The following is a 22,082-nucleotide window of genomic DNA, read 5'->3' on the forward strand; positions in this document are numbered from 1 at the left end:
TACTTGATACACTACACTTATTTAAACCTACAAGGTTTTCAAAACTTTGCAGGTTGTTGCTATTTATATATTACTTGATACGCTAAGCTTCTTTGGACCTAGAAGCTTTAAAAACTTATAGGTCATGAATACTTCACTCCTTATATATAGCAGTAAAACGAGCTAATAAATTTAATGACAAATATTAGTCCTATATATTATAGTATAAACATCTATATATGTATTGTAAGTGTTTTTGTAATGCGTTATATTTGCACTCACAAAATTATAAACAATGATTAAGATTACTTTACCCGATGGGTCGATTAGAGAGTTTGCTTCGAGCGTAACTCCGATGGAGGTTGCTAAAAGCATTAGTGAAGGATTTGCCAGAAATGTTATTTCTGCATCTTTTAATGGTACAACAATAGAAACCGAAACTCCTTTGACGACCGACGGTAGTCTTATATTATATACATGGAATGATGCTGAAGGTAAAAAGGCTTTCTGGCATTCGACTTCGCACGTAATGGCACAAGCTCTTGAGGAATTGTTTCCAGGGATTAAGTTAACTCTTGGACCTGCAATTTCGAATGGGTTTTATTATGATGTAGATTTTGAAGATCAGAAAATTACTGATGCCGATTTTAAAAAGATTGAAGATCGTGTTCTTGAAATTTCGAGAGAGAAACATGAGTTTAAAATGCGTCCAGTTAGTAAAGCTGAGGCTTTAGAAATGTACAAGGACAACGTTTACAAGACTGAGTTAATCTCTAATCTTGAAGACGGAACTATTACTTTTTGTGATCATGCTACTTTTACTGATTTATGTAGAGGTGGACATATTCCAAACACTGGTATTATCAAGGCGATGAAAATCATGAGCGTTGCTGGTGCTTACTGGAGAGGTGATGAGAAAAACAAACAGCTTACTCGTGTTTATGGAACTTCTTTCCCTAAACAAAAAGACCTGACTGAATATCTTGAACTTCTTGAAGAGGCTAAACGCCGTGACCACCGTAAATTAGGCAAGGAACTTGAATTATTTGCTTTTTCTCAAAAAGTGGGACAAGGTTTACCATTGTGGTTGCCTAAAGGTGCTGCGCTTAGAGATCGTTTGGAGCAATTCTTGAAGAAAGCACAAAAGAAAGCTGGATACGAACAGGTTGTTACGCCACATATTGGTCAAAAAGAGCTTTATGTTACTTCTGGTCATTATGCTAAATATGGTGCTGATAGTTTTCAACCTATAAATACTCCTGCTGAAGGTGAAGAGTTTTTATTGAAGCCTATGAACTGCCCGCATCACTGTGAAATTTATAACGTAAGACCTTGGTCTTATAAAGATTTACCTAAGCGTTACGCTGAATTTGGTACTGTTTACAGATACGAGCAGTCTGGTGAATTGCATGGTTTGACTCGTGTAAGAGGGTTTACTCAGGATGATGCTCATATTTTTTGTACTCCGGAGCAACTAGATGAAGAATTCAAAAAAGTAATTGACTTGGTACTTTACGTATTTGGTTCGTTAGGTTTTGAAAATTTCACTGCTCAGATTTCATTGAGAGATCAGGAGAACAGAGAGAAATATATTGGTTCTGATGAGAATTGGGGAAAAGCTGAAAATGCTATTATCAACGCTGCTGCTGACAAAGGACTTAACACTGTCGTTGAATATGGTGAAGCTGCTTTTTATGGCCCTAAGCTTGATTTTATGGTGAAAGATGCTTTGGGAAGACAATGGCAATTAGGAACTATTCAGGTTGATTATAACTTACCTGAGCGTTTTGAATTGACTTACAAAGGTGCTGATAATGAATTACATCGACCTGTTATGATTCACAGAGCTCCTTTTGGATCTATGGAACGTTTCATCGCTATTTTACTAGAGCATACAGCAGGAAATTTCCCACTTTGGCTTATGCCGGAGCAGGCTATAATCTTGTCTTTGAGCGAGAAATACGAAATATATGCCAAAAAAGTTTTAGATTTGCTAGAAAATCACGAAATTCGCGCACTAATTGACAACCGAAATGAAACAATAGGTAAGAAAATTAGAGATGCAGAGATGCAAAAACTACCTTTTATGCTTATTGTTGGTGAGGAAGAGGAGAAAAACGGAACGATCTCGATCCGTCGTCATGGACAAGAAGGAAAAGGGAATATTACAGTTACAATTGATGAATTTGTCGCAATTGTAAACGAAGAAATAAACAAGACATTAAAAGTTTTTACAGTTTAACTTAAATTAGAAAGTCATAGCAATAAGAAGCAACAGAGGTTACCAACCTCGCGTAGAAAAAAAGGATGCACACAGAATAAATAACAATATTCGTGGTGTACAGGAAGTAAGACTAGTAGGCGAAAACATCGAACCTGGTGTTTTTAAGCTTGCAGAGGCTTTACGCTTAGCAGATCAGTTTGAATTGGATTTGGTTGAAATTTCCCCAAATGCTGAGCCGCCGGTTTGTAAAATAATGGATTACAAGAAATTTGTTTACGAGCAAAAGAAACGTGACAAAGTATTAAAGGCTAAGTCAACTCAAGTTGTAGTAAAAGAAATTAGATTTGGTCCTCAGACAGATGAGCATGATTACGAATTTAAAAGAAAGAATGCTGAGAAGTTCCTAAAAGAAGGTGCTAAATTAAAAGCATTTGTTTTCTTTAAAGGTCGTTCTATCATCTATAAAGATCAAGGACAAATTTTGTTACTACGTTTGGCAACTGATTTAGAAGAGCATGGTAAAGTGGAAGCGATGCCTGTTTTGGAAGGAAAGAGAATGATTATGTTCATTGCTCCGAAAAAGAAAAAATAGATTATTTGCTCTAAGCAATAAGCAATAAGCTTTATGCAAACGGTTGATTTAAACTTTTGCGTAAAGCTTAGTGCCTAAAGCCTAAAGCTTTTGAAGATATAAGTAAGTAAGAATAAATTAAAACACTAGGAAAAATGCCTAAAATGAAAACAAAATCTAGCGCCAAGAAACGTTTCAAAGTTACTGGTTCTGGAAAGATTAAAAGAAAGCATGCTTTTAAAAGTCACATCTTGACTAAAAAATCTAAAAAACGTAAATTAGCTTTGACTCACTCAGCGCTAGTTCACTCTACAGATATGAAAAGCATTAAACAACAATTAAGAATTATCTAATAAAAGTCTAAAGCTGTAAAGTCGTATTGTTGCAAAGTTTAATCTTTGACATTTGACTTGAATACTTTGACTAAAGATTTTCTTTAGGTTAAAAATTATTTATATAACCTTGGAGTACGGCTTTTAAGTTCCTTTGATTTAATTCAGGACGCCTGCTACAAAAACACATTAAAATTATGCCAAGATCGGTAAATTCAGTTGCTAAAAGAGCAAGAAGAAAAAAAATAATGAAGCAAGCCAAAGGTTTCTTTGGTAGACGTAAAAACGTTTGGACAGTTGCTAAGAATGCGGTAGAGAAAGCGATGAGCTACGCTTACCGTGACAGAAAACAGAATAAAAGAAATTTCCGTGCTTTATGGATTCAACGTATCAACGCTGGAGCTAGATTAGAAGGAATGTCTTATTCTCAATTCATGGGGAAAGTTAAAGCTAACGGAATCGAATTGAACCGTAAAGTTCTTGCAGATTTAGCTATGAACCACCCTGAAGCTTTCAAAGCAATACTTAATAAAGTAAAATAAACGTTTTATAAACTCAATTTATATTACTTACTTATCATAAAAACCCAGTCTTACGACTGGGTTTTATTTTGGCTATAACTGAAATTCCATACCTTTAGCAAATGCATTTAATCCTTATTGAACATATCCAGAAATTCGTAACCTTGGAACCTGCTGAAATTGAGATTTTGGACAGCGCATTGCGTGTATCAAAATTGAAGAAGAAAGAACTTGTTCTTCAGGAAGGTCAGATTTGTAACGACATGTATTTTGTTGTAAAAGGATGTTTGCGCCAATATATCATAAACACAAAAGGATCTGAGCAAACGCTTCAATTTGCTATTGAAAACTGGTGGATGACAGATTATTTGAGTTATCACAATCTTATTCCATCACACTTTTATATTCAGGCGGTAGAGAATTCTGAAGTTATCGTAATTGAAAAATCAAGTATGGAATTGCTATTACTTCAGATTCCTAAACTAGAGCGTTATTTTAGGATTGTCGCTCAGAAGTCTTTTGGTGCGGGGCAAATGCGCATTAAGTTTCTTTTTACAATGTCGGCAGAAGAACGATATCATCATTTTAATACGCTGCATCCGGAATTTGTACAGCGTGTTCCTCAATATATGATTGCTTCCTATCTGGATTTTTCAGCAGAATTTATGAGTAAAATCAGATCAGGTAAAGTATAAGGTTTATTTCTTGAAGTACTTCAAGTTTTTTAAAGAAGAGATACAGGAACTTTGTATCAAACTTTAAAATGTAAACAAAATGAAACCAAGAATCGTTATCCCAAATGTTGCTCCACAAGCTTATGAAGCTTTAATGAATTTAGAAAAGTATATTGCTACTACTTCCTTAACTCCAATTCAAAAAGAACTGATAAAGATCCGTGCATCGCAAATAAACGGCTGTGCATTTTGCATTAACATGCATACTGTAGATGCTCGCAAATATGGTGAAACTGAAAAACGTATTTATTTATTGAATGCCTGGCGTGAAGCTGATGTATATACTGAAGAGGAAAAAGCTATATTGGCTTTGACGGAAGAAATGACAATGATTAGTAATCATGTTTCTGATGAAGTATATCAAAATGCTGCCAATTTATTTAATGAAAAATTACTAGCTGAAATTATCCTTGTTATTATTACTATTAACTCATGGAACAGACTTGCTATTGCAACTGGCATGAGAGCTGTATAATTTTCTGAAAAATTCTGTATAAATGCCCTCAACTATTGAGGGCATTTGTATTTATAATGTAATCAGAAATATACAAAAGCCTGCACTGAAAGATCTTAAATAAGTGTTCAGATTGTTTTCATAAATGAGAAAATTTTCTATTTTTGATACATGATGCCACAAAAAAAACTATCGTTTTTATATCTCCTTTTTGTATTTATAATTGTTATCTCTTGCCAAAAAAAGGAAAAGAACACGGATCTACAAGAAAACAAAAAACTACAAATTGAAAAACTGCTTGTTATTGCAGATCGATTTTATGATAATAAAAAGCTTGATACTTCTTTTTATTATTACAATAAAATACACCTTTTATGCAATCCCGTTCAAGATGCCGACATTAGTGTTAAGGCACTAAACAGGATGGCTAATATTCAACAAACTCACGAAGATTACATAGGCAGTAAATCTACGCTGACGGAAGCGTTACCTTATTTAAAACATATAAAAAATCCTAATATAAGTTGGAATACATATAACCTATTAGGAAATGGCTATGTAAAAACAGCTGATTATACCACTGCTCTGACTTATTTTAATAAAGCACTTACACTTAAAACTTCCGAATCCAAAAAAGAATTCATCAAAAAGAACATTGGATTTGTTTACATGAAAGAAGGAAAACATTTTGAAGCTATAGGGATTTTTGAGCATTACTTAGAAAATAATGATGTTAGTACAAATCCTAAGGATTATGCTCAAGTTCTAAATGATCTGGGCTTTTGTTATTTTCAAATTAAAGATCCGGAGGCTATTTCTTATTTAAAGAAAGCGCTAAAAATAAGATCTGAAATTAATGACAATTTGGGACTTGGCTTTACTTACTACAACCTGGCACTATATTATTTGAAAAACGACCAAGCTTTAGCCAAAAAATACATGCTTCTTAGTAATCAAAATTTCATAAATACCAAAAGTTTGATTAATAGCATGGACGCTTTAAAATTATTAATCGACAATAGTAATGGCTCTGATCTAAAAAAACACTCGATACAATATGTCGAAACAGTTGAACGAATTTCTGAGATAAGAAACAGATCAAAGAACAAACTGGCTAAAATTAAATATGATTCTAAAAAAGAAAAGAACGAGAATTTAATTCTTAAAACGTATAAAGCAAGAAACGAACTGCAGATTGAAAAACAAAAAACCATAAATATTATATCTTATGTTGTTATCGTCCTAAGCTTGAGTTTGATTCTGACTCTGTACTTTTATCTTACTTCTAAAGGTAAAAAGGTAAAAATAGAAGCTACTTATTTTAGTGAAACTCGTATTTCTAAGAAGCTTCACGATGAACTTGCTAATGATATTTACCACACTATGGCTTTTGCGGAGCATAAAAATCTTTCTATAGTTGAAAACAAAGAGCAATTACTACAGAATTTAGATGATATTTATTCCAGAACTAGAGATATTTCTAAAGAAAACAGTCCACTTATTACTGATGAAAATTTTATTTTCCATCTAGAAGAAATGATTGAGGGGTTTTCTACTCCAAAAATTTCAATTATAACGACTGCTGCAGCTTCTATAAATTGGAATCAATTTGAAAAAATAAAAAAAACGACAGTGTACAGGGTATTACAGGAACTCCTTGTCAACATGAAAAAGCACAGTAACGCAACGCTGGTCACTATTGTTTTTGAAAAAACAGAAAAGAGTATCATGATAAATTATTCTGATAATGGAAAAGGTACTGATGTCAACACTATAACTTTTAAAAATGGTTTACATAATGTCGAAAACAGACTTTTAGCCATCAAAGGGACTATCGACATTGCTACTGCGCCAGATCAAGGTTTTCAAATATTTATTAAATTTCCGATATCCTAATGACAAAGTTTTTTCAATATTTAAAAAGTAAAAGCTTTTTAAGGTATCTCATTGTGTTTTTATGTTTTCTGTTAACGGGATGTTTCATTCTTTTATATTCCTACTTTAATGTGACTACTATTAAACTTAAAAAGATAAATAACAGTCAGGAAATTAAAAGGCTTAGCGATAGTGCGGATATCTACATGGATACAAACAGAAAAGACAGCGCTATCTATTTTTTTAATAAAGCCAAAAAACTCTGTGATCCAAAAGTTAATACGATCGATTACGTTTATATTCTTTCGTGTATTGCTGAAATACAAATGAATCACGGGAATTTTATTGACAGTGAGGATCACGCTAATCAGGCAATACCTTATTTAAAATACATAAAAAATCCGCGATACACTTGGATTGTGTACAACATCATAGCAATTAATCACGCCAATAATTACGATGATAACACTGCGATTATCTATTTCAAAAAATGCCTGGCATTAAACTCGAGTGCATGGAGAAGATATTTAGCGACTAACAATCTTGCTGCCAGCTATATGAATCAAGGTAAATATGAAGAGGCTATAGCATTGCTTCATCCTTTGCTTGCACAAAAACCTGTATCACAATATGAGGATATAGATACCGTAAACTATGCCTTTGTAATAGATAATTTAGGCTTTTGCTATTTTAAACAGAAAGAATATAAGCTTGCGTTGCATTACATGAATGAAGCTTTAAAAATTAGATTAAATGAACCGACTCAAGATGGATTAGTAATTAATTATATTCATCTGATTAAATATTACGAAAAAAGCAATCCTAAACTAGCAACCCAATATGCTAAAAGTGCTTATGCTCATACTTTAAAAACAAAAAATGCCAAAGATGAGATTCGAGCGCTATCAATGCTTATTAGACATACTGATGATAAAAATCTAAAAACGTATTCTAAAAATTACATTAGGCTTATTGACAGTTCCATTGCTACTCAACAAAAAATTAAGGATCAGTCTATCAATATAAAATATGATTCGAAAATTGACAAAGACGAAAACTTACAACTTAAAGCCGATAAAGCAGAAGATGAACTTGAATTAGAGAGGCAAAAGAAGAGAAATATTATTCTGTATGTAATAATTGGTTTTACACTAAATGTCCTTTTGATTCTTATTTTCAAATTAACTTCTATTGGCAGAAAAAATAAAAATGAGGCCATCTTTACAAGTGAATCCCGTATTTCTAAAAAATTACATGATGAACTTGCTAATGAAGTTCATCATACTATCTTGTTTGCCGAACACAATGATCTCGACAACGAGGCGAATAAAGAGCAATTTTTAAATAGTCTGGAAACAATATACTCGCATACGAGAAGAATTTCGAAAGAAAATAGCATTATAACTACGGACGGTAATTACGAAATGACATTGAAAGAGATGATTTCAGAGTTTAAAACTGAGGATCAAAATATTCTTATTCATGGTTTTGATGGTATTTTGTGGAGTAAATTAGAAAAAAATAAAAAAATAGTTCTGTACAGGGTTCTGCAAGAGTTTTTTGTCAATGTAAAAAAACACAGCAATCCGACATTAATAAGCCTAACGTTTAAAATAGTAGACAAATATGTTATTATAAATTACATAGACAACGATACTGAAAGCGGCAACGAGAATTTATTTTTAAAAAATGAACTTCAAAATGTGGAAAGCCGTATAAAAACTATAAATGGAACTCTTATTTTTGGCCCTAATTCCCAAAGCGGACTTAAAGTAAGTTTTAGTTTTCCTTTATAAAATAGACTCATGTTTAAAAAAGTTTTAGTTGCCGAAGATTTAGATACCATAAGTATTGCGATAATTCAAGCGCTTGAAGATTTAAAAATAGCTGTAATAGATCACGTTAAATATTGTGATGACGCATTGCTTAAAATAAAAAAAGCGTTAAAAGAAGATGATCCTTATGATTTATTAATTACTGATCTATCATTTAAATCAGACAGTCGAACGGTTAAACTTTCTAATGGGGAAGAACTTATAGAAGCGGTTAATAAAATTGATCCTGAAATAAAAAAGATTGTTTTTTCTATTGAAGACAAATCGTACCGTATTAAAACTCTTTTTAATGATTTTGGAATAAATGCCTATGTATCTAAAGGAAGAAACAGCATTAATGAATTGAAAAAAGCAATTGAAAAGGCGTATCGTAATGAAGAAAAAATTTTGTCTTCTGACTTGTCCTTCAATTTTAATGATAAAAAGCTTTTAGAAATAGAATCGTATGACATTTCTATTTTAAAATTATTGGCTCAAGGCTATACTTTAGATCAAATATCGAATGAGTTTAAGGCTAAATCGATCACTCCTAACGGCACGAGCAGTATCGAAAAAAGAATCAATAAATTAAAAATATACTTCAAGGCAAATAACAATGTTCATTTAATTGCTATTGCAAAAGATTTTGGTCTGATTTAATTTTTGTGCGCTTTACGGTTTTCCGTAAGGAAATACTAATTTATAATTCTAGTTTTGTTCTAAATCTACTAACCTAACCTATGGAACCAAAACAAAATCTAGACCCCGAAGAAGCCGAATACCGGCAATTGTTCACGAAAATTAATACCACAAAAAATAAAATCATTATGAAAACCATGCTATTGTGTCTTTTTCTATCTCTTAGTTTTGCTCTTATTTCTGAAAAAACAGGATGGTTAGAAATTGATTGGAAGATGATCTTTATTCCCGCTCTTCTTGTACTTCAAATTATAATTATAAGTACTGCTCTAAAAAACAGATACAAAAAACATTAAGTATTCCTCCTTTTAAAAAAACTTGGTTTTAAGACGTATTGGCCGAATTTGGAAATGCTTATATTTGATACTTTAAATATTGCATGAAAAACCTCCTTAGTCTTTTTATTCTACTTATTACCGTTAATTTATATTCTCAGGTTAAAGTGCTATCCTGGAATTTAGAAAACTTTGGAAAATCAAAGACGGAATCTCAACTTATTTTTACAGCAAATACTGTTCGTGATTATGATATAATTGCGATACAAGAGGTTGTAGCTGGTTATGGCGGTTCGCAGGCTGTTGCTAAACTTGCAGCTATATTAAACGAAAAAGGTTCAAAATGGGATTACCGCGTTAGTGATCCTACAAGCGGAACTAGTTATAAAAAAGAAAGATATGCTTTTATCTGGAAAACCAGTAAAGCAAAATTAAAAGGAAATTGCTGGCTTGAAAAAAAATACCATTTAGAGATTGACAGAGAGCCCTATTTTGCCACTTTTGAAATCGATAAGAAAACGATAACCTTAGTCAACTTTCATGCAATTACTAAAAGCAGACAGCCAGAAACTGAAATTAAGCACTTTAAGTTATTACCTGCTGAATACCCAACGCTAGATTTAATTTTCATTGGAGATTTTAATTGTCCACAATCACATACCGTTTTTAATCCTCTAAAAAAAATGGGATACACTCCTATTTTAACGAATCAAAAAACTACATTAAAGCGTAAATGTCAAGGCGACACTTGTCTGGCATCTGAATTTGATAATATTTTCTACAAAACAACACACATAAAACATGTTGCTTCTGGAATTATTCCGTTTTACACCAAATTTGATTCTTTGTTAGAAGCTAGAAAAATTACGGATCATGTGCCAATTTGGTTTGAGTTTTCGATAAACTAGACTACGTTTTTAGCTTTTTCTTTCTGGCAGCAGGAAATAAAACGTTATTAAGAATTAATCGGTAACCCGGAGAATTCGCATGCAAATCTAAAACTGTTGGCGGATCTCCAACCTGATGCTGAAAATCTTCCGGATCATGACCCCCAAAAAAAGTAAACATACCTTTTCCTTTTTCTCCGTGAATGTATCGCGATTCTCCGTTTAGTTCGCATGTTCCCATTATCAGAACATTTGATTTTATTAAATTGGTATCAAATGATGTCGTTTGCCCCATAAACCCTTTTACCAACTGGGTATGGTTTTGACATAGCATGCTTGGAATTGGATCCCACTTTGCAGAAAATTCCATTAATGAAAAATAATCTTTTTCCATTGGGATTCTGCGTTTTAAGGTCATATCAATATCGGAGAATTCATATTGTTCCGGTCGTCTTTCTAGTGAAAAGTTTTTGAAAGCAAAGGAATTTCCGTAATTCAATTTTGATTGATAGTTCGGTTCACTAGCGTCACCATCGAACATAGCTTCACAAATATCTACGCCATCGGCTGCCAGCGCTATATCAAAACTATCTGTTGCCGAGCACATGGCAAACATAAAACCACCACCAATAACAAAATCTCTAATTTTTTTTGCTACTGCTCCTTTTTCCTGAGAAACTTTTGAGTAACCTAATTTAGCAGCCAAAGCTTCGGCATCTCTTTTTTGATCAATATACCACGGTGTATTTTTATAGGCAGCATAAAATTTACCATATTGTCCTGTAAAATCCTCATGATGCAAATGCAGCCAATCATAAAGAAGTAACTGATCGCTTAAAACTTCTTCATCATAAATAGGCGTAAAAGGAATTTCGGCATAGGTTAAAACTAAAGTTACTGCATCATCCCAAGGTTGTTTTCCTTTTGGAGTATAAACAGCAATTTTTGGAGCCTTTTCAAGAATTACAGATTCCATATTTTGGGAAGGACTTGAAATATCACTTAGAATAGAAGCTTCTTCTGCATCTGAAAGAACTTCAAAACTTACACCACGAATTTTACATTCTCTACGAATTTCTTCTGCATCCGGTAATAAGAATGAACCTCCACGATAATTAAGCAACCAACTTGCTTTATAATCTTTACTTAAGCACCAAAATGTAATTCCGTATGCTTTAAGGTGATTTTGCTGCGTTGTTTCATCCATCGGAAGTAAGAGAAATGAAGCCTTAGCAGTTAATGACAAGAAGAATATAAATATACAAGCTAAACTTTTATGCATCAGAAAATTATTTTAGTAAAGATAATAAAGGAAAAATTAAAAATAAAGATAATTACAAATGGGACTGTTTTAAATACCACAAAAGAACTCAAATAGAAGGAATTATAGAACATTTACACAAAATCACGTAAATATACCTGTAAAAGAAAAGCTACTTTTGACTAGTTTTGTAACTTAATGTAACCAATTAAATAAATCAATGAAAAATTTAACCATGAAATTTAATGACAGAAAAAAGCAATCAGAGGGATTAAATATATTACAAAAAGCAGGAATTTGTTTATTAGTTTTTACTATAATAGTGTATTATGTTTTATCAATTCAATTTTTAGCCAGCTATTAAATTAAGTTGTTAAAATAGCTATTTCATTTTGAATAGCATAAACTACCAATCCGGCAATATTTCTGGATTCCGTTTTTAATAACAAATTATTTCGATGACCTTCTACAGTTCTAGGACTTAAAAAAAGCTGGTCAGCTATTTCAGTTGTTGTTTTTTGCTGGCAAATAAGTTGAAGAATCTCTATTTCCCGAGGTGAAAGAAACCCTGTTTCTAAATTACCTTTATTAGTTTTAGAAGAAATAATAGTATCCTGAATTGTTTTTAAAACAGTATAATCATAATAAAATCCTTTTCGGGATACTTCATTGATAGTATGAATCAAATCTTTAGGTGTCGTATTCTTTATTAAATATGCTACTGCACCTACTTGAATCATATTGGCTATAAATGACTTTGTATCATAACTTGTTAAGGCAATGATTTTTATGTCAGGATAAGATTTCCGAATGATTTTTGTGGCCTCAACACCATTTAAGACAGGCATTTTTAAATCCATTACAATGATGTCCGGTTTTAGGTCATTGTTTTTTAAATTTGAAATAAGCTCTTCTCCATTTGAGGCTTCAAAAATAATTTCGATATTTTCCTCTCTTTGCAATAAAAAAGAAATTCCTTTCCGAAATAAAACTTCGTCATCGACTAAAGCTATTTTAATAACGCTACTCATTTCTATTTATGTATTTGGTTTGGATGAGCCGAATGTACAAAATATGCTTGAAAAAATAAGAAAAGTACATTGTTTTATCCGTAAAATTTATGATAAAGAGATAAACGGTGTTTTAAAAGGTAAATGTTACTGAAATACCTTTATTTATTTGAGAATTTATTTCAATTGTTCCGTCTAAAAATGATATACGGCTATCAATATTTTTCATTCCCAAACCTTTTTGATTTTCAGCATTTGTCTCGTCAAAACCAATTCCGTTATCTTTGTAGTTACAGGTTTTTATTTCGTCTTCTATTTTAAAATTAATCCAGATTTCGCCGGCTTTTCCGTGACGTAATGAATTATTCATTAATTCCTGAAGAATTCTAAAAACGTGCAAATGCCTGTCTAAATCTTTTTCTTCAAAATTTATTTCATTTTTATAATGAACCTGAACTGTTTTGCTGCTTTCAAATTCCTCACACAATTCCTGTATTCCCGCATGAAGTCCAAACTTTTCGAAAACAGGAGGTAATAAATTGTGCGCAATCTTTCTGGAATTCTCTAAAGCTTTAGCAGTAAGACTAATAATATTCTCTGTTATCTCTTTTACTTCTGCTTCGGTTAAGCCGGGAGACGAAAGTATATGACTATTGAGCGAAACGATATTTAGTTTTGAACTAATATCATCATGCAAATCTTGTGCAATGCGTTTGCGCTCTTCTTCCTGGGTGATAATAACAGCATATAATTGTTCTTTTTGATACTGCAATATCAAATCTTTTTTCTCTAATTCTTTTTGAATAATTTTTTTTCTGGAAAAGTAAAAAAACACAATTAATACGACTGCCAGAATTATAAAAAAGAGCGAGGTATACAATATTATTGCTACCAGTTCTTTTTCAGGAATTACATTAGCTGCCATATTACTTGTCTTTTGATCGTTAATTTTTTGATATCAGAATACATTAACCTATATTTTTTTAATGCAGTTTTTCTTCGAGAAGCTTACCTTCCATTCGTATAAAATAAACAATTGATATACTAAATATAAAAAAGCATTTAGCGCCCACGTTAGGTACTTAATGTCATTACTTAATCCATTGGTTAAATTTCCAAATAAAAATAAAACGGTACTGGCTAATAAGTAAATAACGACTCCAACCGTGATGTAGTAATATTGCCTATATTCGGTTAGCATATTGTACAAATGCAATAACGCAAAAACTACTACTACTAATGAAGTCAGTGTAATTTCGAAGAGGTTAAATTTTAAAAACTGACTGGAATCTAAGAAAAACTGAACTAACAAAACTAATAAAGCTGCAGCCAGACTACATTTTACAAATACTTTCTGATCTTTTGCATTTAAAATATCATTAAAAAAGAATCCGAGAAATATCATCTGTCCAATAAAATAAACGTTGGTGAGATATAAATTATTCATCTTAATTTGATACATCACTTCCATTAGAAATTGTATCACAATCAGAAATCCTAAGTAACAAATAAAAAATACATTAGCTTTTTCCTTTTGGAAAAAGCTATATGTATATAAAATCATGTTGAGTACAACTAATATGTACCCGCCATATATTAAAATATCATCCATTATCCCATTGGGCTATTTGGGTCACCGTAAGGAGGAACCGGACGAGTAGCATCATAAATTATAGGCTCCGGAGCTCTTGAATGAAGTCCACCTCCATTTACAAAAACATCTTCGTAAATACCCGTTTCTTCATTTAGTTTTGTTCCTACGAACATTAAAATTTGCTCTCCGGCGTTATTAATTCCTTTGTAAGCACGTACAGCATCGATATCATCCTGAGCCAATACTAACTTTAAAGTCTCCAAAGGGATTAAATATCCGGTAACTTTCTTTTTACCATCTACATCTCCAAGACCTTTTTCACGGTAGTTTTTTGCCCATTGTTCACCTTCTGCTAAAGGAATTTCTACACTTCCTAAATTTTTAAATTCTGACATAATAATTTTTTGTTTTTGGTTGTTCTTAACAGTACGATTCGTTCATTAATCGTTTGGCTAAACTAATGAATTTTCTTAAAAAAACTAAAGTTTAGCCATAAAAAAAAGCCTTTTTTAAAGGCTTTTACAATTTGTTAAAATGGAACATCACTATCGTCATCGTCATCATTTAAATTACTACCAAATGCTTCATTTGGAGAAGGAAGATTTTTAGAAGAAAAAGGATTATCATCTTTATTCTTTTTTGAAGGTAAATCATCAAAGCCACCTGAAAACTCATCAAGGCTATCAAACTTACCACGATTTTGATCAAATTTAAATCTAATATTTTCAAGAGTTCCATTTCGATGTTTAGCAACAATTAGTTCTGCCTGACCTGCGGTTGGAAATGCATCATCATCATCCCATTCTTCAATTTTATAATATTCAGGACGATAAATAAATGAAACTATATCAGCAATTTCTTCTATAGTACCTGAACCTCTTAAATCATTTAATATTGGTCTTCTGTGCGAATTTCGATATTCTATATCTCTAGACAATTGTGCAACCGCAACTATTGGAATTTTCAATTCTTTAGCTAACGATTTCAATGCCCTAACTATTGTAGAAATTTCTTGCTCTCTTGTAAAATTTCCTTTTCCAATGTCACCGCTTGATAATTGATGAATATTATCTATAATTATTATTCTAACATTGTTTTCAGACACTAACAAACGTGCCAAATCTGACAGCTTTTGAATTGTTAAATTATAACTATCGTCAATATATATGGGAGCTGTTTCAATAGATTTAGTTTTTACAGAAAGTAATTCCCATTCATGAGGCTCTAATTCCCCCATTCTTAATTTTGATAAACTTAATCCAGTTTCAGAGCAAATTAATCTATTAATTATCTGACTTGAACTCATTTCTGGTGAAAACAATGCAACTGGAATTCCGAATTCTATTGCAACATTCCTAGTTATTGATAAAACAAAAGATGATTTCCCCATACTTGGTCTTCCTGCAATCACAATCAAATCTGAGGACTGAAAACCTGACGTTAATAAATCTAACTTTTTTAACCCAGTTGAAATCCCACTATATTCTTCTAATTTAGCAATTTCTTCTATTCTTTTTTTAGCTTGCTTTATTAAATCACCTGCAGTATTTAAAAAATCATCATTCTCCATATTCAAGTAAGTTATAAATTAAATACAATTATAGTTTAAAATGGAACATCACTATCGTCATCATCATCATTTAAATTACTACCAAATGCTTCATTTGGAGAAGGAAGATTTTTAGTAATAAACGAATTTTCATCGTGATTCATTTTTGATGGTAAATCATCATAACTTCCTGAAAAATCATCAAGGTTATCAAATTTTCCAAGGTGTCCAATAAATTTCAATCGAATGTTTTCAATACCACCATTACGGTGTTTTGCGATCATGATCTCTGCCTGCCCTGCAGTTGGCGAAGCTTCATCATCATCCCATTCTTCAATTTTATAATATTCCGGTCGATATAAGAAGGAAACGATATCGGCATCCTGCTCTATCGCTCCAGATTCACGAAGATCCGATAGTAACGGACGTTTACTTGATCCACGCGTCTCTACAGCACGCGATAACTGAGATAGTGCAATTACCGGTACATTTAACTCTTTTGCCAGGGCTTTTAAGTTTCGCGAAATTGTCGAGATCTCCTGCTCACGATTTCCTCCTCCTTTATTATTTCCTCCGGCAGTCATCAATTGCAAATAATCAATAATAATAATCTTGATACCGTGTTGTGAAACCAAACGACGGCATTTTGCTCTTAAATCGAAAATAGAAAGTGACGGTGTATCATCAATAAACAGAGGTGCTTTTTCTAAGTTTTTTACTTTGGTACTCAACATTTCCCATTCATGCGGTTCTAATTTACCGGTACGTAATTTCTCAGACGACAATCCTGTTTCTGATGAAATCAACCTGGTAATTAACTGAACTGACGCCATCTCCAGAGAAAACAAAGCCACTCCATGCCCGTACTGAATCGCGATATTTCTCGCCATTGAAAGTACAAAGGCCGTTTTTCCCATCGCAGGTCTCGCTGCGATAATAATTAAATCGCTGGGCTGCCATCCTGAAGTCAATTTATCCAGATTATGGAAACCTGTTTCAACTCCACTTAAACCTTCTTGTTTCGCAATTTCTTCAATTTTCTTTTTAGCCTGAAGTACTAAACTCTGAGCCGTTTCAGAACTACGTTTAATATTTCCCTGTGTTACTTCGTATAATTTCGATTCCGCCTGATCCAGCAAATCAAATACATCTGCCGTTTCATCATAAGAAGCTTCGATAATTTCAGAAGAAATACGAATCAAACTTCTTTGAATAAATTTCTGAAGTATGATTCGGGAGTGAAATTCGATGTGTGCCGAAGAGGCTATTTTTTGCGTTAGCTGAATCAAATAAAAATCACCTCCCGCTAGATCCAGTTTTCCGTTCTTTCTAAGCTGCGAAGAAACCGTTAGCAAGTCAATTGGCTGCGTATCTGTAAAGAGCTGAACAATTGCTTCAAAAATATATTTGTGTGCTTCTTTGTAAAAAGCATCTCCCTGTAAAATATCAATTACATCATCTACCCCTTTTTTATCAATCATCATCGCCCCAAGTACAGCTTCTTCTAAATCAAGAGCTTGCGGAGGAAGTTTTCCTTTTTCTAAGTTAATAATTGTGGTTTTATCTACCTTTACTGGGCTTATATTTTTGAAATTTTCCATATAGCGAAAGTAACAAAATTTAAAAAAAAATTGTTATCGAGTTATAACTATTAATTGTTTATAAAAAAAATGTTTTTGTTCATAACCAAAAAAAAATCCGAAACGATAAGGCTTCGGATTTTAATTCGTTTTTGATGAATTTACTCTTTATACTCGCCCATATTACTGTATTTGTCCATTCTTTGGGCAATTAAGTCGGCTGTTGATAAGTCTTTCAATTCATTATATCCTTTAGTGATGTAGTCCGCTACTGTTTTGAAAGTAGTTTCACGGTCGTAGTGTGCTCCTCCAAGTGGTTCAGGAATTACGTCATCAACTAATTTTTGTTTTTTCATGTCAGATGATGTTAATTTTAAAGCATCAGCTGCACGCTCTTTGTATTCCCAGCTCTTCCATAAAATAGAAGAACATGATTCTGGAGAAATAACAGAATACCAAGTATTTTCTAACATATATACTTTATCTCCAACACCAATTCCTAAAGCTCCTCCAGAAGCTCCTTCACCAACAATAATGGTAATGATTGGCACTTTTAAAACTACCATTTCAAAAATGTTTCTGGCAATTGCTTCTCCTTGTCCTCTTTCTTCAGCCTCAAGTCCCGGATATGCACCTGGAGTGTCAACTAAAGTCAAAACAGGAATACCAAACTTTTCAGCCATTTTCATTAAACGAAGTGCTTTACGGTATCCTTCAGGATTTGCCATACCAAAATTACGATATTGACGTGTTTTAGTATTGTATCCTTTTTGCTGACCAACGATCATAAACGACTGTCCGTTTACTTTTCCTAATCCGCCTACCATCGCTTTATCATCTTTAAAACCTCTGTCTCCATGAAGTTCTAAAAAAGTATCACCACAAATTGCTTTGATATAATCTAAAGTATAAGGTCTGTTCGGATGTCTTGAAAGTTGAACGCGTTGCCAAGCAGTAAGATTCTTGTATATATCTTTTTTAGTTTGTTCTAATTTTTTGTTGATTTCTTTGCATGTTGGTGTTACATCAACATCAGATTCTTTCCCAATTATCACGCACTTTTCTAACTGTTCTTCAAGTTCTTTTATTGGAAGCTCAAAATCTAAATATTCCATGGATTTTTGAATTTTGTTTTTAAATCGAACCGCAAATATAAAAATATTATATCATTGGTGAAGTTATTTGTTATTTAAAGTATAAAAATACAATTTTAAAATAGGTAAAGTATTACACCTTCTTCTTATTTTGATAATGTTTAAAAACACCATTTAAAATAACGGTAATGACAATTATTAATGCACCAATATAAAATTCTACACTCATTTTTTCTTTTCCGCCAAGGATCAGATAAGCCAGAATAATACCGTAAACAGGCTCTAAATTAGTCGTTAACATCACCGTATAAGGCGTTAATTTCTGCATTACTTTTACTGAAGCCGTAAAAGCATAGGCCGTACAAACCGACGCTAAAACGAATAATAAAATCCAGTTGTTTGCAGACATCACAAAAAAGTCAGCATTAAATTTTCCTTGTATTAAAAAATAAATAGAAATAAAGAAAACACCTGCTCCAAATTCATAAAAGGTAATAACCGAAGGTTCATGATTAGCGATCAGCTTTCCGTTCATTAACGTAAACAATACTCCTAATATAATCGAAGCCAGTGCATAATACATTCCGGTAAGGTATTTAATCTCTACCTGCATGATTAAGGCTAAACCGGCAATGATTATTAGTCCGAAGAAAACTTCGTACCATAAAATCTTTCTTCCATAAAAAAGCGGTTCTAATAAAGAGGCAAAAAAAGCACCTAAAGAAAATATAGAAAGCGTAATAGAAACATTGGAAACATGAATGGCTTTGAAAAAGAAAATCCAATGCAGCGCAATCAATAAGCCAACGAAAATTAATTTGAACAACGATTGTGGCGAGATTTTAAAAGATTGCTTTTTATATACAATAAAACAAGCCAGAAAAATGCCTGCAAAAAACATTCTGTACCATACTAAATTGTCGGCATCAATAGTAATTAAAGCTCCTAACACGGCAGTAAATCCCCAGATAAAAACAATTAAATGAAGATTTAGGTAACTTTTTAAATTATCGTTTCGCATTATATAAAAGGTAAATTGCCAGAATTCCAAAAACTATATTCGGAAACCAGACTGCTATTAAAGGTGAAAAAGAAGATTGTTCGGCAAGGGTACCAAATATTTTATCAAAGAATACAAATGAAAATGCAATTGCAATACCAATAGCCAAATTCATTCCCATACCACCACGGCGTTTCATAGAAGAAACTGCCACTGCTATAATCGTCAAAATAAAAGCTGAAACCGGCACACTATACTTTTTATAAAGCACCACCATATAGATATTTATACTTCCTGAACCACGTTTCTTTTCTTTTTCGATAAAATCATAGAGTTTTCCTAAGGTTAAAGTTTCAGCAATATAAATTACAGGAGTCAAATCCTCCAATTCAAATTTAAATGCGGTATTCTTTTCCGGAGATTTTTCAATTACATCACCCAATTCGCCAACCGTTCTTTTGGTATAATCGTACATGGTGTACGTTTTCTTTTTAGGATCCCATTTGATGCGGCTTGCGGTAATTTTATACTTTAACTTATCTTTTTCAAAGTGTTCTAAAGAAAAATTAAAAGCTGTTTTAGTTTCATCATTAAAACTGTTTACATACAAAAAATCATTATCATTAATTTGTCTGTAAACGTTTGTGTTTTCACCACGCATGATCTGCTTACCGTTTCCTTTTAAGTACGTGTACCTAAAATTATTAAAACCTTCACTGGCCGCAGGCACAATAAAAAACCCCATAATCAACATAAATAAAGAAACAATACTTGCCCCTATAATATAAGGTCTTAAAAAACGGGGATACGAAATTCCGGAACTTAAAACTGCAATAATCTCTGTATTATTGGCCAATTTTGAAGTAAACCAAATTACTGATAAAAATAAAAATATCGGAAATAAGGAATTGGCAAAATAAATTGTAAAATTATAATAATAGAATGCAATAGCAGTAAAAGGAACATGGTTTTCCAACATTTTGTCGACCTTCTCAGAGACATCAATTACAATTCCGATTGGAATAAATAACAATATCATCACCGAGAAAGTGGCTAAATATCTTTTTAAAATATACTTATCTATTATCGTCAGCATACATAAATTTGTTTTTTTTGTTTCAAGTTTCAAGTTCTTCTAAAAACTTGAAACCTGGAACCTGAAACTTGAAACTTTTTTAAAGTCTTTGACTCATATTTTTAACCATCATTTCTTTCCATGGTCTAAAATCGCCTGCTAAGATATGTTTTCTAGCCTCACGAACCAACCACATATAGAAACCTAAGTTATGAATTGTTGCAATTTGTTTTCCTAAATACTCATTGGCAGCAAATAGGTGACGCAAATACGCTTTTGTATATTCTGTATCTACAAATGTGTGCCCCATTTCATCTACCGGAGAGAAATCAGCTTCCCATTTTTTATTTTTAATGTTGATTGTTCCATTTGCAGTAAACAACATTCCGTTTCTCGCATTACGTGTAGGCATTACGCAATCGAACATATCGATTCCTAAAGCAATATTCTCTAAAATATTGATTGGCGTTCCTACACCCATTAAGTAACGTGGTTTGTCTTCCGGCAAGATTTCACAAACAACTTCGGTCATGGCATACATTTCTTCAGCAGGCTCCCCTACTGACAAACCGCCAATCGCGTTTCCTTGTTGTCCTGAATTTGCAATATATTCTGCAGATTGACGACGCAAATCTTTATAAGTACTTCCCTGAACAATTGGAAAAAAAGTTTGTTCGTATCCGTATTTATAAGGTACTTTATCTAAATGATTAATACAACGATCCAACCAACGGTGTGTCATGTGCATAGAACGCTGTGCATATCTGTAATCACAAGGATAAGGCGTACATTCATCAAAAGCCATAATAATATCAGCTCCAATCGTACGTTGAATTTCCATTACGTTTTCTGGTGTAAAAAAGTGATATGAACCATCAATATGTGATTTGAATTTTACTCCTTCTTCTTTAATCTTACGATTATTAGAAAGAGAATATACCTGATATCCTCCAGAATCCGTCAAAATATTACGATCCCAGTTCATGAATTTATGCAATCCACCCGCTTTTTCCAGAATTTCAGTCTGCGGACGTAAATATAAATGGTAGGTATTTCCAAGAATAATATCCGGATTAATATCGTCTTTAAGTTCACGCTGATGCACTCCTTTTACAGAAGCTACCGTTCCAACCGGCATAAAAATTGGCGTTTCAATTACACCATGATCTGTAGTTATACTTCCCGCTCTGGCTTTAGATTGCGGATCCTTTTGTAATAAATCAAACTTCATCTGTTTCTTTTTTCAGTCGGCAAAGATAGGCTAATTTCAGTAAAATTTAAGTAGTTAATTTGGCAATTAGAAAATTAGATAATTCGCCATTGAGATAACGAGATCCTGAAGAAATATTGAAACAAAAACTATGATTTTTAAGCCTGAATTTAAAAAACTAACATTTAGTAATCTGTGGGCGTTCCCCAAGGGTCGGGCTGTCTGCTATATCTTTTGCTTTTTAAAGAAAAAAGCAAAAGGATGCCGCTCCCATCCCTAACGCGAAAAACTCAAAGTTCCATCAGAAATTTTTAAAATAGAAATAAAACAATTCTCAAGTGGAA

General features: G+C 32.6%; 21 protein-coding genes. 10 read left to right on the top strand and 11 right to left on the bottom strand.

Annotated features, from left to right (window positions below; all coding sequences use genetic code 11):
• Nucleotides 1-274: 274 nt before the first annotated feature.
• From thrS to B0A66_RS02385, 10 genes are all read left to right on the top strand, one after another.
• Nucleotides 275-2,221: a threonine--tRNA ligase gene (gene thrS, locus B0A66_RS02335; protein ID WP_089048245.1), complete on the top strand. Its 1,947-nt coding sequence runs from the start codon at nucleotides 275-277 to the stop codon at nucleotides 2,219-2,221.
• A gap of 22 nt (nucleotides 2,222-2,243) precedes the next feature.
• The gene (gene infC / locus B0A66_RS02340) at nucleotides 2,244-2,795 is read left to right on the top strand and encodes a translation initiation factor IF-3 (protein WP_072974136.1); all 552 of its coding nucleotides are present in this window, start codon (nucleotides 2,244-2,246) and stop codon (nucleotides 2,793-2,795) included.
• A gap of 134 nt (nucleotides 2,796-2,929) precedes the next feature.
• Nucleotides 2,930-3,127, top strand: a complete 198-nt coding sequence (gene rpmI, locus B0A66_RS02345) for a 50S ribosomal protein L35 (RefSeq protein WP_007810722.1) — start codon at nucleotides 2,930-2,932, stop codon at nucleotides 3,125-3,127.
• A 176-nt stretch (nucleotides 3,128-3,303) separates the two neighbouring features.
• Entirely contained in the window at nucleotides 3,304-3,648 is a 345-nt protein-coding gene (rplT, locus tag B0A66_RS02350) for a 50S ribosomal protein L20 (RefSeq protein WP_017498429.1), read from the top strand.
• Between the two features lie 101 nt (nucleotides 3,649-3,749).
• Complete coding sequence (locus B0A66_RS02355) at nucleotides 3,750-4,322, top strand: Crp/Fnr family transcriptional regulator (protein WP_089048246.1); 573 nt, start codon at nucleotides 3,750-3,752, stop codon at nucleotides 4,320-4,322.
• A 79-nt stretch (nucleotides 4,323-4,401) separates the two neighbouring features.
• The gene (locus B0A66_RS02360) at nucleotides 4,402-4,836 is read left to right on the top strand and encodes a carboxymuconolactone decarboxylase family protein (RefSeq protein WP_089048247.1); all 435 of its coding nucleotides are present in this window, start codon (nucleotides 4,402-4,404) and stop codon (nucleotides 4,834-4,836) included.
• A 153-nt stretch (nucleotides 4,837-4,989) separates the two neighbouring features.
• Nucleotides 4,990-6,711, top strand: coding sequence for a tetratricopeptide repeat-containing sensor histidine kinase (locus B0A66_RS02365; protein WP_089048327.1), 1,722 nt, complete (start codon nucleotides 4,990-4,992; stop codon nucleotides 6,709-6,711).
• A 110-nt stretch (nucleotides 6,712-6,821) separates the two neighbouring features.
• Nucleotides 6,822-8,486, top strand: a complete 1,665-nt coding sequence (locus B0A66_RS02370; protein WP_165766571.1) for a tetratricopeptide repeat-containing sensor histidine kinase — start codon at nucleotides 6,822-6,824, stop codon at nucleotides 8,484-8,486.
• A gap of 9 nt (nucleotides 8,487-8,495) precedes the next feature.
• A complete protein-coding gene (locus tag B0A66_RS02375; protein ID WP_089048249.1) occupies nucleotides 8,496-9,164 on the top strand; it encodes a DUF5932 domain-containing protein in 669 nt (222 codons plus the stop codon).
• A 418-nt stretch (nucleotides 9,165-9,582) separates the two neighbouring features.
• Nucleotides 9,583-10,386, top strand: a complete 804-nt coding sequence (locus B0A66_RS02385; RefSeq protein WP_089048251.1) for an endonuclease/exonuclease/phosphatase family protein — start codon at nucleotides 9,583-9,585, stop codon at nucleotides 10,384-10,386.
• A 1-nt stretch (nucleotide 10,387) separates the two neighbouring features.
• On the opposite strand, the gene B0A66_RS02390 is transcribed toward B0A66_RS02385, so the two are convergent.
• The 11 genes from B0A66_RS02390 to tgt all read right to left on the bottom strand — a co-directional run bounded on the left by B0A66_RS02390 (nucleotide 10,388) and on the right by tgt (nucleotide 21,759).
• A complete protein-coding gene (locus B0A66_RS02390) occupies nucleotides 10,388-11,647 on the bottom strand; it encodes an asparagine synthetase B (RefSeq protein WP_089048252.1) in 1,260 nt (419 codons plus the stop codon).
• A 344-nt stretch (nucleotides 11,648-11,991) separates the two neighbouring features.
• A complete protein-coding gene (locus B0A66_RS02395) occupies nucleotides 11,992-12,657 on the bottom strand; it encodes a response regulator transcription factor (protein ID WP_089048253.1) in 666 nt (221 codons plus the stop codon).
• A 112-nt stretch (nucleotides 12,658-12,769) separates the two neighbouring features.
• Nucleotides 12,770-13,561, bottom strand: coding sequence for a sensor histidine kinase (locus B0A66_RS02400; RefSeq protein WP_089048254.1), 792 nt, complete (start codon nucleotides 13,559-13,561; stop codon nucleotides 12,770-12,772).
• A gap of 48 nt (nucleotides 13,562-13,609) precedes the next feature.
• Nucleotides 13,610-14,083: a hypothetical protein gene (locus B0A66_RS02405; protein ID WP_244283376.1), complete on the bottom strand. Its 474-nt coding sequence runs from the start codon at nucleotides 14,081-14,083 to the stop codon at nucleotides 13,610-13,612.
• Between the two features lie 164 nt (nucleotides 14,084-14,247).
• A complete protein-coding gene (locus B0A66_RS02410) occupies nucleotides 14,248-14,625 on the bottom strand; it encodes a hypothetical protein (protein WP_089048256.1) in 378 nt (125 codons plus the stop codon).
• Between the two features lie 134 nt (nucleotides 14,626-14,759).
• Complete coding sequence (locus tag B0A66_RS02415) at nucleotides 14,760-15,800, bottom strand: replicative DNA helicase (RefSeq protein ID WP_089048257.1); 1,041 nt, start codon at nucleotides 15,798-15,800, stop codon at nucleotides 14,760-14,762.
• Between the two features lie 35 nt (nucleotides 15,801-15,835).
• On the bottom strand, nucleotides 15,836-17,380 hold the full coding sequence (gene dnaB / locus B0A66_RS02420; protein ID WP_089048258.1) for a replicative DNA helicase: 1,545 nt from the start codon (nucleotides 17,378-17,380) through the stop codon (nucleotides 15,836-15,838).
• A 140-nt stretch (nucleotides 17,381-17,520) separates the two neighbouring features.
• On the bottom strand, nucleotides 17,521-18,474 hold the full coding sequence (locus B0A66_RS02425; protein ID WP_089048259.1) for an acetyl-CoA carboxylase carboxyltransferase subunit alpha: 954 nt from the start codon (nucleotides 18,472-18,474) through the stop codon (nucleotides 17,521-17,523).
• A 112-nt stretch (nucleotides 18,475-18,586) separates the two neighbouring features.
• On the bottom strand, nucleotides 18,587-19,474 hold the full coding sequence (locus B0A66_RS02430) for a DMT family transporter (protein WP_089048260.1): 888 nt from the start codon (nucleotides 19,472-19,474) through the stop codon (nucleotides 18,587-18,589).
• A complete protein-coding gene (locus tag B0A66_RS02435; protein ID WP_089048328.1) occupies nucleotides 19,461-20,549 on the bottom strand; it encodes an LptF/LptG family permease in 1,089 nt (362 codons plus the stop codon). Before B0A66_RS02435 ends, B0A66_RS02430 begins: the two co-directional genes overlap by 14 nt.
• 79 nt (nucleotides 20,550-20,628) lie before the next feature.
• The gene (tgt, locus tag B0A66_RS02440) at nucleotides 20,629-21,759 is read right to left on the bottom strand and encodes a tRNA guanosine(34) transglycosylase Tgt (RefSeq protein WP_089048261.1); all 1,131 of its coding nucleotides are present in this window, start codon (nucleotides 21,757-21,759) and stop codon (nucleotides 20,629-20,631) included.
• Between the last annotated feature and the right edge of the window lie 323 nt (nucleotides 21,760-22,082).

The organism is Flavobacterium hercynium, assembly GCF_002217285.1.
GTDB lineage: Bacteria > Bacteroidota > Bacteroidia > Flavobacteriales > Flavobacteriaceae > Flavobacterium > Flavobacterium hercynium.

Bases quoted from the DNA above. Each gene is read 5' to 3' on its own strand.
- tgt (WP_089048261.1), bottom strand. From the start codon at position 21,759: ATGAAGTTTGATTTATTACAAAAGGATCCGCAATCTAAAGCCAGAGCG.
- B0A66_RS02400 (WP_089048254.1), bottom strand. From the start codon at position 13,561: ATGGCAGCTAATGTAATTCCTGAAAAAGAACTGGTAGCAATAATATTG.
- B0A66_RS02415 (WP_089048257.1), bottom strand. From the start codon at position 15,800: ATGGAGAATGATGATTTTTTAAATACTGCAGGTGATTTAATAAAGCAA.
- B0A66_RS02375 (WP_089048249.1), top strand. From the start codon at position 8,496: ATGTTTAAAAAAGTTTTAGTTGCCGAAGATTTAGATACCATAAGTATT.
- rplT (WP_017498429.1), top strand. From the start codon at position 3,304: ATGCCAAGATCGGTAAATTCAGTTGCTAAAAGAGCAAGAAGAAAAAAA.
- B0A66_RS02435 (WP_089048328.1), bottom strand. From the start codon at position 20,549: ATGCTGACGATAATAGATAAGTATATTTTAAAAAGATATTTAGCCACT.
- B0A66_RS02365 (WP_089048327.1), top strand. From the start codon at position 4,990: ATGCCACAAAAAAAACTATCGTTTTTATATCTCCTTTTTGTATTTATA.
- B0A66_RS02430 (WP_089048260.1), bottom strand. From the start codon at position 19,474: ATGCGAAACGATAATTTAAAAAGTTACCTAAATCTTCATTTAATTGTT.
- B0A66_RS02425 (WP_089048259.1), bottom strand. From the start codon at position 18,474: ATGGAATATTTAGATTTTGAGCTTCCAATAAAAGAACTTGAAGAACAG.
- B0A66_RS02355 (WP_089048246.1), top strand. From the start codon at position 3,750: ATGCATTTAATCCTTATTGAACATATCCAGAAATTCGTAACCTTGGAA.
- B0A66_RS02405 (WP_244283376.1), bottom strand. From the start codon at position 14,083: ATGAATAATTTATATCTCACCAACGTTTATTTTATTGGACAGATGATA.
- B0A66_RS02385 (WP_089048251.1), top strand. From the start codon at position 9,583: ATGAAAAACCTCCTTAGTCTTTTTATTCTACTTATTACCGTTAATTTA.
- rpmI (WP_007810722.1), top strand. From the start codon at position 2,930: ATGCCTAAAATGAAAACAAAATCTAGCGCCAAGAAACGTTTCAAAGTT.
- B0A66_RS02395 (WP_089048253.1), bottom strand. From the start codon at position 12,657: ATGAGTAGCGTTATTAAAATAGCTTTAGTCGATGACGAAGTTTTATTT.
- dnaB (WP_089048258.1), bottom strand. From the start codon at position 17,380: ATGGAAAATTTCAAAAATATAAGCCCAGTAAAGGTAGATAAAACCACA.
- B0A66_RS02390 (WP_089048252.1), bottom strand. From the start codon at position 11,647: ATGCATAAAAGTTTAGCTTGTATATTTATATTCTTCTTGTCATTAACT.
- B0A66_RS02360 (WP_089048247.1), top strand. From the start codon at position 4,402: ATGAAACCAAGAATCGTTATCCCAAATGTTGCTCCACAAGCTTATGAA.
- thrS (WP_089048245.1), top strand. From the start codon at position 275: ATGATTAAGATTACTTTACCCGATGGGTCGATTAGAGAGTTTGCTTCG.
- B0A66_RS02410 (WP_089048256.1), bottom strand. From the start codon at position 14,625: ATGTCAGAATTTAAAAATTTAGGAAGTGTAGAAATTCCTTTAGCAGAA.